Source organism: Lysinibacillus sp. YS11, assembly GCF_002896375.1.
Lineage (GTDB): Bacteria > Bacillota > Bacilli > Bacillales_A > Planococcaceae > Lysinibacillus > Lysinibacillus capsici.
Genome location: NZ_CP026007.1, coordinates 3834529 through 3849094 on the forward strand (window position 1 = coordinate 3834529; position 14566 = coordinate 3849094).

Genomic DNA, 14566 nt, shown 5'->3' on the forward strand with positions numbered 1-14566 from the left:
GTGTACCGACCAATAGCGGATACACGTTTTCCTCTCACTTGTTATATGTGCAATTCCTAGAAAAATTATTCCTTTTTAAATTGCGATTATCACCTTTTATTGAATTCCTTCATATAAACCTTGGATAGGTTTTATTAAAATGCGATTTACTTCTTCGATTACTTTACTTACCTTCATTTCTGCCTCAAGCATCGTTGAAATTTTTTCATTTTGCTGTGCAAGCTGTGCCGCTTTTTGTGCATAGACAAGCTCATCCTCCAAAATATCCTCACCAGCTAATTGCTTTTTCTGTAATTCGATTTGAATTTTACGGAAGTTTTTAAAGACATTTAATGCCTCTTCATCATTTTTAACAACTTCAACAGCAGCTTTTAACGCTTCAAATTCTGGAATCTTACGGAAAGTTGCTTCTAACGCATTAATGTCATTATAAATATTAATCATTCATACAATCTCCTTTTAAATAAAGTAAACAATCAAGCCTTGCACAATCCCAATCAATCCACCAAGCACTGCACCTAATACAGTAATCATTTTAAACTCACGTTTTGAAATACCTAATACAAGCTCCTCTAATTTCTCTACTGGGAATGAATCAACCTGCTCTCGCACAACCTCTTGTAAGTTTAAACGTTTTAGTACGTCCTCAAGTTTTTCCTCTGCCTTCACAAAAGCTTTTTCTATAGCTTGTGGAATCACGGTATACTTCGCCCAGTCATTTCCTTCTGGCCAATAATAAGAAATCGGTTGATTTAAACGTTCAGAGATTGCTAATTGTTCTTTCACGTACACTTGTAATTTCGATAAAATGGGGTCAAATTGAACATCTTGCAAAAAGTCCATAGCTGGTCGATCTTTAAGTTTTTCCCATTCCTGTGAAAATATTTTTGTTAGTAATGTTGTTGTTCCTGGTGCTTGTAAAAACTTCACAAGCTCACGTTGAACTTTCCCAACTAATGAAGAGGAATCACCTAAGAACATATTGATCATGCCGCCTAGAGACCCTTTTGATGATAAAAAGTCATCAATCATTGCCTTAATCGTCATTTCACCTTCTGGTGATAAAAAATAATCCTCGCCTTTTTCCAAAATGTGCTGAACTGCTACTGGAATTTTAGCATCAATTGTATTTTGGATATCATCTGATAACAGCGTACGAATTGATTTTGTTGATAGTGTATTCTTTACCGACGAAAATTGTCCCTCAACAATTGCTTCAACCTTCTGTTCAATGGTAGTAGGTAGATGAGCAAACCCAGCTAAGTTTAGCCAATCCTGAATTGTTTTGTCGTTTGTAAAGATTGTTTCTTCAACTTTTGTTTGCACAAAGTGTTCTACTTTGTCTTGAATATCCTTAGAGAAAAACTTTTTTCTAAATGTTTCAGGCGTTAGTAAATAATTAACTACTGTAAGACCCAGCTGTTTTGCTAATTCATCACGTCGTTTGGGTATAAGGCCTGGTGTAAACGGTACACGCCAATTTTTAATATATATCGCTTTATATGGACGAAAAAGCATTTTAATGGCTAAGTGATTTGTAACGCCCCCAATTGCAGCCCCAATGATAGCCATAAAAAGTAATGTCACTATAAAATTATCCATTAGTATCCTCTCATTTCAATTGTATTCAAGATTGGCGTATTTTGTCGCCTTCTGCACTCATTATAGCAGAGCAATGATTTTCAACGAAAGAAATACCCCTTTAGAATTTCAATCTCATCCTATTTACTTCTATGAAAAGTGAATAGTTGCAAAAATACCTTTATACTTGAATAATATGACTACATACTATAAGAAGCGAGGTTTGATGATGATTCAACATTTCAGTTTTAAACCACTATTTGAAAACACGCAACTACCTGGGTGGTCTATTTCGTTTTTTTATCAACGAGAACGATACCAAGCGGAATATTTAAAGGACGGTACGATTGAGTGGATAGGAGCCATTCCATCAGACGAGGAGGTTGTTAAAAAAATGATACATGAACTTATGCTGTTTCATGTATACGATTGAATTTGATAGTCAATTTTTCGTTGTGATCCCGTATAAAAATACCTATATTTACTATTAATAGCACGCCATTTAAGCTAATTATGTTGAATCCTGTTGAAATTTGTATATTTTTCTTATACATTTATGATATCAGCTTAATAGTAAATGTTTTTTATGCAGGGGGCCATTTCAATGAGTAAAGTCACACTTTCGGATGACTTAAATAGCTATAATTCAAAAGCGTTAATTCGTGTAAAAGTAAAAGAATTTTTTTCAGAATTTTCCGCTAAAATATTCGAATTAGTGGATGAAGCGGGTGCTGTTAATAGTAAGAAATTCGAGGAACTTTCTGGCTATAAAAGCGACTTTTACAATGAGTATTGCAGTCAACTAAAGGGCTTCTTTGATTCATCTACTAGCTCTTTTGGCAAGAAATCGATTAAAACCTTCTATTTAACGTATAATAATAAGAACTATGTTTTAACACAGCAAGGCATAACGGAAAAAGCACCTGTATCTATCGCTCCGTTTACAGGTGAAATACCTTTAAAGGAAACGGTTCATGATGTTGAAAAAGCGTGTTTAAAATTACGCTTCCAGCAAGAATAAATAGGTCAAACATTTAGAAAGGGGGAGTCTCAAATGATGATTGAGACTCCCCCTTACTATAAAAAATAATTCATTTAAAAAAATCCGCAAGCTAAAGCACTCTTGAGATTTTTGACGTGTCGTATTATATGAGATGCAAAATGCTTCTTTCCCTAAACAAACTATCTTTGATCTTTCTAAAGTTAGCATATAGCCATGGTAATTACAATCTTTTGGTATTTGAATCTAGTTGCATTTTTTCAAAAGATCCATGAAAAACAAGTGAAAAAGTTGTTGTCAATATTTGTGTTTTTCTTTTAAATAATTTATGATTGAAACATCCAACAATTTTTTAAATCATAGGAGGTGTACACTTTGTTTACTTCCCTCATTCGGGCGGGAACAAAGGAATTATTTGGACGGAGACATATTGGAGATAACCATTAGGTTGGCGGCATTCGCCCTACTAATTATAATGACTGGATTTTTCGTTGCAACTGAATTTGCAATCGTAAAAGTGAGATCTACCCGCATTGATCAATTGCTCGCGGAAGGGCATAAAAAAGCGAAAAATGCAAAACGTGTTGTTTCAGATTTAGATGAGTACTTATCTGCATGCCAGTTAGGTATTACCATCACTGCACTTGGTTTAGGTTGGTTAGGTGAACCTACATTTGAAATCATTTTACACCCAGTGTTTGAATTTCTAAATTTGAATGGTAGTATTACATCTATCCTTTCATTCATACTTGCATTCTCAATCGTTACGTTTATGCATGTTGTTATTGGGGAATTGGCGCCAAAAACATTAGCCATCCAAAAAGCAGAATTTGTCACATTAAACTTTTCTGGCCCATTAATTATCTTCCACAATATTACGTATCCCATCATTAAGCTATTAAATGGCTCTGCCCGTGGTTTAACAGGTCTTTTCGGCTTAAAAATGATGTCAGAATCAGAAGTTGCTCATACAGAGGAAGAGCTGCGTATGATTTTGTCGGATAGTTTAAAAGGTGGAGAAATTAATAACTCAGAATATGAATATGTTAACAGTATTTTCGAGTTCTCTGATCGTCTTGCAAAAGAAATTATGGTTCCTCGAACTGAAATTGTCGGCATAGAAAAAGAGCTAACAATTAAAGAAGTGTTTGATTTAATGGGTGTTGAGCAATATACTCGTTATCCAATTCTGGATGGAGATAAAGATCATATTATTGGATTAGTTAACATGAAGCATTTATTAACCGCTTACATTAAAGATCCTAAAAATGGTGATAAGCCAGTCATTGATTATATGCAACCTATTATTCGAGTGATGGAAACAACGCAAATTAACGATCTATTACTAAAAATTCAACGTGAACGTATTCATATGGCCATTTTAATGGATGAATATGGCGGAACATCTGGTTTAGTGACGATTGAAGATATTATTGAGGAAATTGTCGGCGATATTCAAGATGAATTTGATGAAGACGAAATCCCGGAAGTACAAGAAATTGCAGAAAATCATTTTATTTTAGATGCTAAGATGCTTCTTGAAAATGTAAATGATATGCTTGGTACTGACATAGAAGATGATGATATTGATACTATCGGTGGTTGGTTCATGACGAAGCGTTTTGATGCAGTCGAAGGTGACAGTATTGAAGAGCAAGGTTTTGAATTTATCGCAAAAGAATTAGATGGTCACCATATTTTATACTTAGAAGTTCTGAAATTACCTAACAGTGATTTATCAAATGAATATGACGCAGTCATTGACTAAAATTGAATTGATTTACCATACTTGTCGTGGTACTATTAGAAGCACGCTTGTATAATCTAGGCTATAAATATGGTCTTTTTTTCACACCTTATATAGGTGGGAGCAACGACTGTAATAAATAGATGAAACGACTCCCTTTTTAAAAGGGGGTCGTTTTCTAATGTCCGAAAGTTTTGCGAGGAGGAAACAAAATGGAGCTCTATACAAATTTACGTCAAGGGGAAAAAGGTGCATGGCTATCCATTGGTACATATCTAATCCTAAGCTCTGCTAAGCTTACAATAGGCTACATTGGTACATCTGAGGCCCTAAAAGCAGATGGTTTAAATAACACAACTGATATCATTGCTTCCATCGCGGTACTGGTTGGTTTACGCATTGCCCAAAGACCACCTGATTCCAACCACCAATACGGACATTTACGAGCTGAGACTGTTGCCTCTTTAGTCGCATCGTTCATTATGCTTGTTGTCGGTCTCCAAGTATTAGTTAGTTCCCTAAAAAGCTTGTGGGAGCCCACTGGTACAACACCTTCACTATTAACAGCCTATGTAGCAATAGGTAGTGCAGTTGTCATGTATGTGGTTTATCGCTATAATTTGGCACTATCAAAGAAAATTAAGAGTGCCGCTGTTAAAGCTGCTGCCTTTGACAATCGCTCTGATGCACTTGTCAGCATCGGTACAGCCATTGGTATTTTTGGAGCCATTTTCGGCTTTCCGATCATTGATTCACTTACAGCTCTCATTGTTGCCTTTTTAATTATTAAAACAGCAGTAGAAATTTTTTGGGAAGCTGTTCAAAGTCTTACAGATGCATTTGATATTGATGAAGTTGAAACGTTATCGGTCCTAATCCGTAACGTGGACGGGGTAATGGAGCTTTTAGACTTTAAAGGACGTGCCCATGGCAATATGTATTTCATCGACGTAACTGTCACAGTAGATCCTTATTTAAATGTCTTTGAAAGTCATCGCATAACCGAAGAAATCGAACATACCATTATGCGTGAAAATCGCTTTTGTCAGGTTCTTGTGCATATTGAGCCATATATCATTCCTCCGCAAAACGAAGAAAAGTCTCCTACCAGTTGATTGGTAGGAGACTTTTCTTATTTAATAGCTATATAAATATCCACTTGTGATTCATGTGGATTAGCGCATCGTTCATCATACAGTTCAAAGTCGCCTGTATATGTTCGTTCAACTTTAGAATTTGCAAACCATGCCCAAATCTCTTGCCAGGTGTGGATGACAACTTCAGGCATCGTGCCTTTATCTGATGTAAATACTAGATACTTAGCTGCTGGAATCATTTTAACTACTAAATCTGTTGGAATGTCATCATTATTTACCTCTACTCCTAGTGTAAGAGTATAATTACCATTCACATCCGTCTCATAGTCTGAATACAAACCATAGACATGACCATTTTTTCGCTCGGCTATTTGGCCCGCAATATTTTGCTGATAAAAGTCATCCCATAATTGTGGAATTTTAGCATGCTCTGTTATTTCATTGGCATTACTTGTTTGAGTTGAAATACCTACGATGTTAAATGCGGTTAATTCAACTACTTTTGGTTCCTTCCCTTCACTTTTTCTCCATCGCTTCAAACTTGGCAAAAAGGAAGTCAGCATATTCCGTGCCTCATTTTCTGGCATACCACCTTCCTTAAGATGCGGTACACAAATTTCGATCATTTCTTCTACTGTTAACTGGGGTTGTTTAAACTTGCCTCCCTCGTAACAATATATACAATACTCCAGAATTTTGTCCCCATCTTTTTCAGTACCCAATAATGCCTCTTCTACTAAAGGCATACCGCAGCTTTGACAATAGCTTTGCATCGTCATTCCACCTTTCGCTTTATTTGTACTTACTATAGCAAAGGAAACCTGACAACTGTCTGTCATCAATTATCTAGATTTTTATATAATTGAACAATTTCTAAAGCTCGTTTTTGAATAATATCTCTTATATAAAGTGGTTCCATAATTTTAATGCGATGCCCAAAGCTTAACAAGAAACCATAAAGCCATTCATCTTCGGGTATAGATATATGAATCATAGATTGTTCATGGTCTATATGTTCTGCACCAAAGGATTCCTCCACTAAGGTTGTAATGTCTTTATCAAAAGAAATGACTAAATCGACTACGTTTTGTGGTCGATGCCATTCTTTACCCCAAGGGAGTTCACTTAAATTCACTTCCTTACGCTCAAAGGTAGAATCAGCTTGAAGCAAATGTTTCATTCTCGCAAGCTTAAATAAACGAAAGTCCTTTCTTAATGTACAATAGCCATACAAATACCATATCTTCCCTTTTTGAACAATTGTATGTGGTTCGACTATTCGGCTTGTTTGTTCACCATAAGTAGTAGAATAATGAAAGCTTATGCAACGATTATTCTCTATAGCTGTCTTGAGCGTCGTAATAAGCTCTTTAAAGAGAGCGTTTGGTCCCCATGGACTAAGATCAACAAATAGATGGTCCATCGATTGTTTTACATGATCATCAGCAATACTCGTTATTTTCTCGAGCACGGCTTCAGCGTGGGAATCTTCATAGGTAGTCAAAGCACTTTTAATCGCAATAGAAAGTGACGTGAGCTCATCCTTCGTCAACACTTGCTTATCAACACGATAACCATCGATTAAACTAATGCCACCATTTACACCTTGCTGACTAATAACAGGTACACCAGCACAGCTCAATGTTTCAATATCTCGATAAATGGTACGAATCGAAACATTTAATAACTCTGCTAATTCCTGTGCCTTAACCTTTTTACGGTTGATTAATATCATCGTCATGGTTAGAAGTCTTTCTAATTTCATGGTAAAATCTCCTTTCTTGCCATCCCATTATTCCTATATATACTTCTATTTTAATTAATAACCTATCTTTTTAAGTATTTTTTAAGTACTTTTTGAGTATTTTTTAAGACAAATGTACTATAATAACGCCTAATTATTGTTACAACAATTATACTATTTTAACAATAAAAGAAAAAACAAGGCTTATGCCCATATGCAACTTTCATTAACAATACTATGTTGTTTCATTTTTGTATAAGAATAGTTTGATTTTAACGCCTAAGCAATTATTTCAATTCTCTTAACACAAACTAAAAAACTTTTATCTTCTATATAATGAACGGCGAAATTTTCTTTGAATGGATTTGACGCGATGTGACAAACACATCGGGATTCATTGACTCTCACCCGTGAAAGAACTACACCATAAATTGCTTTTTTCTGGCATCAAATTTTTAATAGAAAAGTTGAGTGATTTTCACTTTTCTTGCCCTTCACTATATTAGGAAGCCTTTTCACCCAAAATGAACTAGAGTTTAATGTTTTTAATTTAATTGTATAAAGGAGAGTTTGATGTGATTCGAGCCGTTTTAATAGACAATGAACCGTTAGCTTTACACTATTTTCAAAATAAACTACATGCCTTTCAACAAATACAGGTGATGCAAACCTTTACAAGCGTAGAAGTATTTCTGAATGAACTACCAACTATGGAATTTGAGGCTATCTTTTTAGAAGTAAAACTTCAAGAATTATCAGGACTTGAAGTTGCTGATATTATCAAAACGGAACGCCCACAAGTCAGTGTAATTTTCATTACCGCCTATCATGAATTTGCATTACAAGCCTATGAAATTGGCAGTCTCGACTATGTATTAAAGCCTATCAGTCATGCCCGTTTAGAAAAAACTGTAGCCCGTATTGAGCATGAATTTTCCATTCAGCAAATGCTTCAACAGGCTACACAAACTGTCTTAAATGTACAATGCTTCGATCAATTTGCCGTCTATAGTAACAATAGTTTAGTGGCATTTAAAACAGAAAAGACAAAAGAATTGTTTGCTTATTTTATTTTGCATCCAAATATACCGATTCATCGAGATTATTTAATTGAAATTCTATGGCCAGATTTAGATTATGTACGAGCCAAATCAAATCTTCATACAGCTCTATCTTATTTAAGGAAAACTCTAAATACAATTGGCTACGAAAACTGTATTGTCTTTTCAAATAAATACTATATCTTCGAAAAGCCAAATATCGTATGTGATTTATACGATTTTCAAAAACTTCATGAGGATTTTTCAAGACTTGAATTTCCTTCTATTTCTTTGATTAATCAATGTCTTTCTATTTATAAGAATGGCTTATTTGTTTTTGATGATTATGAATGGTCAACTGCCTATAAAGATAAATTAATGAAATCATACATAGAGCTATTAGAAAAAGGGTTTCAAACAACGGTCTTTTCAGATACTGAAAGAGCTATGGAATTTTTACATGCATTAATAGAGTATGATCCCTATAATGAACAAAAACTTGAGCACTATTTATATACGTTAATACAGGCAGGGCTTCATGAACAGGCACTCAAAATTTTCCAAACATATACGCAAAGACTAGAGGAAGATTTAGCACTAACACCTAGCTCTACATTATTAGAGATATCTAAAAAATTATTTGTTCAACATAAATAATGTAAAAAACGGCGAGTGCTTCTATGTGAGTAGAAGCTCGCCGTTTATTTACATCCCACTACCTTCAGTTAGCCCGTGCTTAACAGCATACAGCGCTGCCTGTGTACGGTCTTGTACTTGTAGCTTTGTAAAAATATTCGAAATATGGGTTTTCACCGTTTTTTCTGTGACAAAGAGTGAGGATGCAATTTCCCGATTACTTTTTCCTTTTGTAAGCTCTGCTAGCACATCCTGTTCACGAGGTGTCAGCGGATTTAATAAATGGGGTGCATTCTGAGACTCCTGGCGATCCATTTCAAGCGTTGTCGTTGCTTCAGGATGTAGAGTGTTTTCACCACGCATAATACGACGAATGGATAAGACCAATTCATCTGGCTCAATATCTTTTAACTGATAGCCTGCCGCTCCTGCCTCCATTGCTGGAACCACATGATCTCGATCAGAAAAGCTAGTGAGCATTAAAATTTCTATTTGTGGAAACTTCGCTTTGATGCGTTTAGTCGCCTGGATGCCATCCATTTCAGGCATGACTAAATCCATTAAGATAATATCTGGTTGAATGCTTTCTGCTAATGCAACAGCTTCGTGCCCATTTTTGGCCTCTCCAACAACCTCAATATCCTTTTGTGTCTTTAAGAAAAACAGTAGTCCTCTACGCACCACGTGATGATCGTCTGCAATTAATACACGTATCATGTCCTCTCCCCCTTAATATGGCAAGCGGATTAGCAGCTCCGTACCTTTGCCAATTTCACTTACCCAGTCGGCAGTTCCACCAACTGATTTTGCACGATCCTTGATAGATTGTAAGCCCATTGAAAGCAACTTTGTATTGTTGTCAATGACAAAGCCCCGTCCCTCATCACGAATAACCAACAAAATATCTGTTGATGTAACAGTAATATACAATGCTGCCTCTAATACACCTGCATGGCGACGTACATTATTTAACGCCTCTTGGGCTACGCGAAATAATGTTTCTTCAATACGTGAGGGAAATTGCAATACGCCTGAAACCGTAACATGTAGTTTTAAGCCAAGCATTTCAGCGTATACTTTCATGGCCTCAAGTAAACCATTTTCCAACCCTTTAGGTCGCAATTGCCAAATTAACGCACGCATCTCTGTAAGTGCATCTTGTGTTAAATGCTGAATCTCTTTAAATGTTTCTTTCACTTCGCAATCATCCGTCATTTCAATGCCAGCCCTAGCTGTTAACGTAACCGAGAATAGTAGTTGATTAACTGAATCGTGTAAATCACGAGCTAGGCGATTACGTTCCTTCACAAGTGCCATTTCCTGCTCCTGCTTTGTCAATAAAATTCGCTTAATAGCTGACCCCATCTGAAAGGCAACTGATTCTAATAAAGCAAGCTCCTCCTCTGAAAAGCGTACTGTATCCTTAGATGCGACATTTAATACGCCAAAACGTTCTTGTCCAGATTGAAGGGGTACTGTCGCATGATGTGTGATTCCTTCATGATCCCCAACATTTGCAGCTATGGCACTTTCAATACGCTGACACTCGATAATATTGGAGGCTTTTTTTAGCTCTTCATTACGATAACGCGATACACACCAACAACCGCCCTTTTTTAAATAATGGCAATTGTTATATTCCAATGCCTCTGGTAGATTTTCATGGACAACAAGTTCTGAACGCCCCTTTGCATCAATAAAAAAAATCCAGCCTGTTTCAAAATTGGTGCCATTTAAAAATTTGATGAGCGCACCTTTTAGCATTGTGACAATTTCAGTTTCTTCATTTAATAGTTCAGCAATCTCTTTTAAAATACTGATATTGGAATGCTCATTCTCCCTCACGAAAACACCTCTTCTTTAGCATTACTATTGTTAATGATACCATTAAGCTATTGAAAGCGTCTGCTTCCACCGTTCATACTTTAGACTGAAATTCATCACATACCTTATTTTGTGTAAGTTGATTTACATATAAAACTAGAACCACTATAATCGAACAAGGACATGGTTTTATGAAGGGAAGATTGGATATGTCTAAAAAAGAAGAAAATGGCTTATTATTTATTTGGATTGTTTCTGCTATAGCAACACTAGGTTCGTTATATTTTTCTGAGATTCGTCATTATGAACCTTGTAAATTATGTTGGATTCAACGTATTTTTATGTACCCAATTGTTATAATGACGACAGTAGCATTTATACAAAAAAATGCACGTATTGCTGTCACAACAGCTGTATTTTCTGTGGTTGGCGGCTGTATTTCACTTTACCATTACGGAATTCAAAAGCTTAGCTATTTAGCTGAAAATGCTCCTTCCTGTGGCGCAGTTTCTTGTACAGGACAATATATTAATTGGTTAGGCTTTATTACTATTCCGTTTTTAGCATTAACTGCATTTATTTTAATCGCAGGGGCAAGCTTTTATTTAATCAAAGCTTCTAAAGCTGCAAAATAATCGGAAGACCGTGTTCTACCTTTGGAATACGGTTTTTTCTACGGAGGAAGATCTATGTTTCATTATGAAATTGCTGAAGATAACTTAAGTGTGGAAGAATTGCTACGTAATCATTGGCGACTCGGTAAAAAACTCGTTCATGAATTGCGTATGGCCAAAGCCATCACATTGGCAAATGATGAGCTGGTTCAATGGAATACACCTTTACAAACTGGAACAATAATCAAATTTACGTTTCCTGTTCCAACTTCTAGCTACAAACCAACACCTGTATGTGCTATTGATGTAGTCTATGAGGATGACCATTGTTTAATCGTATCAAAGCCAAAAGGTATGGCAACACATCCTAATGATGCTCGTGATACACATACATGTATGAACCATGTCATGACACATATCAAAGAACAGGGTGGCATTTATGCTGAACATGTTCATCGTCTTGATAAAGGGACACAGGGCTTATTACTAGTAGCAAAGCACCCTTTAGCAAAGTCCATTTTCGATCGAATGATTGAGGAAAAAACCATTATTCGTACGTATGCAGCAGAGGTGCAAGGTAACTTACGAACGTCTTCTGGAACGATTGCTGAACCAATTGGCAAAGACAGACACCATGCCACAAGACGTGTTGTGTCCAAAACTGGGCAGCATGCTGTAACACACTATGAAGTGGTGGCGCGTTACAAAAATTCCTGTGTCGTTCATCTCATACTTGAGACTGGGCGAACACATCAGATCCGTGTGCATTTAGCCTATATTGGCCATCCAATTATTGGGGATACAATGTATGGTGCACGAGAAACAGTAAGTGATGACTACGAACTACATGCCATTCAATTAGAATTTGACCATCCTTTTTTAAATAAACATATTATCGTCAAGGACGAGCAATAAGAAAAATCCCGCCTCTATAGGAGTGCGGGATTTATTCTTTTTTTAAAAATTAAATTTAAAATGATCAGGATCTTGTCCAAATCGTTGGTTACGATTTAATGTTGCCATTTTCTCCATTTGATCTTTGGTTAATTCAAAATCAAAAATCTGTGCGTTTTCCTCAATTCGGCTCGGTGTTACGGATTTGGGAATAACGAGTGTATCATTTTGTAAATGCCAACGCAGTACTACCTGAGCAGGGGTTTTATCGATTTCTTTCCCAATCTCAATAATGGTAGGATCAGCAAGTACACCACCACGTCCTAGTGGAGACCATGCAGTAACAGCAATTTGGTGTTCACTACAAAATGCCCTTAATGGCTGCTGTTGTAAATATGGATGTACCTCCACTTGATTAACCATCGGTGCAGAATTTGCCTTAGCCAATATTTTTTCTAAATGATGCTCATGATGATTCGATACACCTGTTGCGCGAATTAATTTTTCATCGTAAAGGCGCTCAATAGCTCGATATGTTTCTTCAAATGTTTCAGGGACAGCCCAATGTGTTAAATATAAATCTAGGTAATCCATATTTAAATTCTTTAGCGAAACCTCAAAAGCACGTAATGTTGCATCATATCCTTGGTCATTATTCCATACTTTTGTTGTAACAAAAATATCTTCACGACGAATGCCTGAATGACGAATAGCTTCTCCTACTTCTACCTCATTCCCATATAAGGATGCTGTATCAATAGCTCGATAACCGTATTGAAGTGCTTTATCAATAGCCTGTAATGTTTCCTCACGTTCTGTCATTTTGTAAACACCTAAGCCAAAACGAGGCATTTCTACACCATTTGATAATGTTTTCGTTGATTGTAAATTCAAAAAGCACAACCCCTTTCTTATCCTCGTTCCATTATACAAAAAATTGGATTTAAGAAAAATAAAGCGGCTGGTTTATATACTACTTTTTCTTCTGTTCAACATCTTCCAATTGAATTGGATCAGCGATTCGCTCATCCTCCGCAAGCTCTAGACCATCACGTAAATGCTCCATCTGCTTGCCCAAATCTTTTAATTCTTTCATATCTCTCACCATTGTCCCGTTTTCAATATTTGGCACCTTTTTTTCCATACTAATCACCTCACTTTTAGTTTTCCCGATATCAAGCTGTTTGAACCATTTCTGACATATTTTATTCTGCTATGTCGTTTCATTTTTAAAGTAGATAGGCTATACTAAAAAGAGATTTCTTTATAACATGAGGAGGGTTACTTCCATGAAATTATTATTAATCATTGGTGTAACAGTTGCTTTCTTAACAGCTATTTTCACTGCTGGATACGAAGGCGACTACAAAGCTGACAAATAATATCTCAAGAAAATCACTAAGCTTTTCGAAAAGCTTAGTGATTTTCTTTTTTTGTGGAACAATAGAAATACTTGACTTTCCTTTATTTTTAAAATAAACTAACTTACATAAAGTAACTTAATGAAAAAAGATAACTATTTGGAGGTATTCAAAATGCATTTTCATGAAAAACCAAACACCTATGTAACGAATGTTGAAATAAAAGTGAGTGATTTACACCGCTCTTTAACCTTTTATCAAGAAATTATTGGCTTTAAAGTGTTACAACAAGATTCACATAAAGCTATGTTAACTGCCGATGGAGAAACAGCTCTATTAACTCTTGTTCAGCCTAAAACCGTAGAAGATAAGCTTAGCATGACGACAGGACTTTATCACTTCGCCCTATTATTACCTAGTCGACGTGACTTAGCTAATGTTATTTCTCATTTTCACGAAAAAGGTGTGTACCTTGGGGCTTCTGATCATGCTGTAAGTGAAGCACTCTATTTAAATGATCCTGATCATAATGGAATCGAGATTTATGCAGATCGTCCTGAAAGTGAATGGACATGGCATAACAATCAGGTGCATATGGTGACAGAACCACTCAATATTCGTTCTATTTTAGAAGAGGGCGATGGCAACTGGCTTGGTCTGCCTGCTGGCACAGTAATGGGCCATATTCATTTATCGGTCTCTAACTTGGCTGAAGCCGAGCAATTTTATACAAAGGGATTAGGTTATGATATTGTCACACGCTACGGGTCCCAAGCATTATTTATTTCTACAGGCCGTTACCATCATCATATCGGCTTAAATACTTGGCACTCAGAGAATGCACCAAAGCTTGGAAAAAATCAAGTTGGCTTAAAAACGTTCTCATTGCGTTTAGATAACGAAGAACAAGCGGCAACTATGAAAGATAATCTTCGTGGTATAGGTGCACCCGTTACGGAAATCGTCGGAGGGTTCCAAACAGAGGATCCTGCGGGGAATGTTGTGTTATTAAAGTTTTAATATTAAAA

General features: G+C 36.1%; 16 protein-coding genes. 8 read left to right on the forward strand and 8 right to left on the reverse strand.

All coding sequences use genetic code 11. The features are described 5' to 3' along the window. Positions 1-96 precede the first annotated feature (96 nt). Complete coding sequence (locus LBYS11_RS19245; RefSeq protein WP_004230811.1) at positions 97-444, reverse strand: YlbF family regulator; 348 nt, start codon at positions 442-444, stop codon at positions 97-99. 15 nt (positions 445-459) lie between these two features. Then, the gene (locus LBYS11_RS19250) at positions 460-1602 is read right to left on the reverse strand and encodes a DUF445 domain-containing protein (protein WP_048391791.1); all 1143 of its coding nucleotides are present in this window, start codon (positions 1600-1602) and stop codon (positions 460-462) included. Positions 1603-1810: 208 nt separating this feature from the next. Between LBYS11_RS19250 and LBYS11_RS19255 the strand changes: the two genes are divergently transcribed. The 4 genes from LBYS11_RS19255 to LBYS11_RS19270 all read left to right on the forward strand — a co-directional run bounded on the left by LBYS11_RS19255 (position 1811) and on the right by LBYS11_RS19270 (position 5443). Further along, complete coding sequence (locus LBYS11_RS19255; RefSeq protein WP_048391848.1) at positions 1811-2014, forward strand: YheE family protein; 204 nt, start codon at positions 1811-1813, stop codon at positions 2012-2014. Positions 2015-2185: 171 nt separating this feature from the next. Beyond that, positions 2186-2602: a hypothetical protein gene (locus tag LBYS11_RS19260; RefSeq protein ID WP_048391793.1), complete on the forward strand. Its 417-nt coding sequence runs from the start codon at positions 2186-2188 to the stop codon at positions 2600-2602. 427 nt (positions 2603-3029) lie between these two features. Further along, positions 3030-4349, forward strand: coding sequence for a hemolysin family protein (locus LBYS11_RS19265; RefSeq protein ID WP_004230815.1), 1320 nt, complete (start codon positions 3030-3032; stop codon positions 4347-4349). A 191-nt stretch (positions 4350-4540) separates the two neighbouring features. Further along, on the forward strand, positions 4541-5443 hold the full coding sequence (locus LBYS11_RS19270; protein WP_103118809.1) for a cation diffusion facilitator family transporter: 903 nt from the start codon (positions 4541-4543) through the stop codon (positions 5441-5443). A 17-nt stretch (positions 5444-5460) separates the two neighbouring features. Here LBYS11_RS19270 and LBYS11_RS19275 read toward each other — a convergent pair whose 3' ends face one another. Continuing rightward, positions 5461-6198, reverse strand: a complete 738-nt coding sequence (locus LBYS11_RS19275; RefSeq protein WP_103118810.1) for an effector binding domain-containing protein — start codon at positions 6196-6198, stop codon at positions 5461-5463. Positions 6199-6263: 65 nt separating this feature from the next. After that, entirely contained in the window at positions 6264-7190 is a 927-nt protein-coding gene (locus LBYS11_RS19280; protein ID WP_103118811.1) for a helix-turn-helix transcriptional regulator, read from the reverse strand. Positions 7191-7744: 554 nt separating this feature from the next. Here LBYS11_RS19280 and LBYS11_RS19285 point away from each other — a divergent pair. After that, positions 7745-8866, forward strand: coding sequence for a response regulator (locus LBYS11_RS19285; protein WP_103118812.1), 1122 nt, complete (start codon positions 7745-7747; stop codon positions 8864-8866). Between the two features lie 48 nt (positions 8867-8914). On the opposite strand, the gene LBYS11_RS19290 is transcribed toward LBYS11_RS19285, so the two are convergent. Both LBYS11_RS19290 and LBYS11_RS19295 read right to left on the reverse strand, forming a co-directional pair. After that, positions 8915-9562 carry a response regulator gene (locus LBYS11_RS19290; RefSeq protein ID WP_004230823.1) on the reverse strand — a complete coding sequence of 216 codons (648 nt, stop codon included), beginning with the start codon at positions 9560-9562 and terminating at the stop codon, positions 8915-8917. A gap of 12 nt (positions 9563-9574) precedes the next feature. Continuing rightward, the gene (locus LBYS11_RS19295) at positions 9575-10690 is read right to left on the reverse strand and encodes a GAF domain-containing sensor histidine kinase (RefSeq protein ID WP_054548662.1); all 1116 of its coding nucleotides are present in this window, start codon (positions 10688-10690) and stop codon (positions 9575-9577) included. A 188-nt stretch (positions 10691-10878) separates the two neighbouring features. Here LBYS11_RS19295 and LBYS11_RS19300 point away from each other — a divergent pair, with 188 nt between their 5' ends. After that, complete coding sequence (locus LBYS11_RS19300; protein WP_103118813.1) at positions 10879-11304, forward strand: disulfide formation protein C; 426 nt, start codon at positions 10879-10881, stop codon at positions 11302-11304. Between the two features lie 54 nt (positions 11305-11358). Beyond that, complete coding sequence (locus LBYS11_RS19305; protein WP_103118814.1) at positions 11359-12198, forward strand: RluA family pseudouridine synthase; 840 nt, start codon at positions 11359-11361, stop codon at positions 12196-12198. A gap of 42 nt (positions 12199-12240) precedes the next feature. On the opposite strand, the gene LBYS11_RS19310 is transcribed toward LBYS11_RS19305, so the two are convergent. Both LBYS11_RS19310 and LBYS11_RS23330 read right to left on the reverse strand, forming a co-directional pair. After that, complete coding sequence (locus LBYS11_RS19310) at positions 12241-13071, reverse strand: aldo/keto reductase (protein ID WP_103118815.1); 831 nt, start codon at positions 13069-13071, stop codon at positions 12241-12243. Between the two features lie 79 nt (positions 13072-13150). Next, complete coding sequence (locus LBYS11_RS23330; RefSeq protein ID WP_004230831.1) at positions 13151-13321, reverse strand: hypothetical protein; 171 nt, start codon at positions 13319-13321, stop codon at positions 13151-13153. A 391-nt stretch (positions 13322-13712) separates the two neighbouring features. On the opposite strand from LBYS11_RS23330, the gene LBYS11_RS19315 reads away from it, so the two are divergent. Continuing rightward, positions 13713-14558, forward strand: a complete 846-nt coding sequence (locus tag LBYS11_RS19315) for a VOC family protein (RefSeq protein WP_054548665.1) — start codon at positions 13713-13715, stop codon at positions 14556-14558. Positions 14559-14566: the final 8 nt, after the last annotated feature.

Bases quoted from the DNA above. Each gene is read 5' to 3' on its own strand.
- LBYS11_RS19245 (WP_004230811.1), bottom strand. From the start codon at position 444: ATGATTAATATTTATAATGACATTAATGCGTTAGAAGCAACTTTCCGT.
- LBYS11_RS19250 (WP_048391791.1), bottom strand. From the start codon at position 1,602: ATGGATAATTTTATAGTGACATTACTTTTTATGGCTATCATTGGGGCT.
- LBYS11_RS19255 (WP_048391848.1), top strand. From the start codon at position 1,811: ATGATTCAACATTTCAGTTTTAAACCACTATTTGAAAACACGCAACTA.
- LBYS11_RS19260 (WP_048391793.1), top strand. From the start codon at position 2,186: ATGAGTAAAGTCACACTTTCGGATGACTTAAATAGCTATAATTCAAAA.
- LBYS11_RS19270 (WP_103118809.1), top strand. From the start codon at position 4,541: ATGGAGCTCTATACAAATTTACGTCAAGGGGAAAAAGGTGCATGGCTA.
- LBYS11_RS19275 (WP_103118810.1), bottom strand. From the start codon at position 6,198: ATGCAAAGCTATTGTCAAAGCTGCGGTATGCCTTTAGTAGAAGAGGCA.
- LBYS11_RS19280 (WP_103118811.1), bottom strand. From the start codon at position 7,190: ATGAAATTAGAAAGACTTCTAACCATGACGATGATATTAATCAACCGT.
- LBYS11_RS19290 (WP_004230823.1), bottom strand. From the start codon at position 9,562: ATGATACGTGTATTAATTGCAGACGATCATCACGTGGTGCGTAGAGGA.
- LBYS11_RS19300 (WP_103118813.1), top strand. From the start codon at position 10,879: ATGTCTAAAAAAGAAGAAAATGGCTTATTATTTATTTGGATTGTTTCT.
- LBYS11_RS19305 (WP_103118814.1), top strand. From the start codon at position 11,359: ATGTTTCATTATGAAATTGCTGAAGATAACTTAAGTGTGGAAGAATTG.
- LBYS11_RS23330 (WP_004230831.1), bottom strand. From the start codon at position 13,321: ATGGAAAAAAAGGTGCCAAATATTGAAAACGGGACAATGGTGAGAGAT.
- LBYS11_RS19315 (WP_054548665.1), top strand. From the start codon at position 13,713: ATGCATTTTCATGAAAAACCAAACACCTATGTAACGAATGTTGAAATA.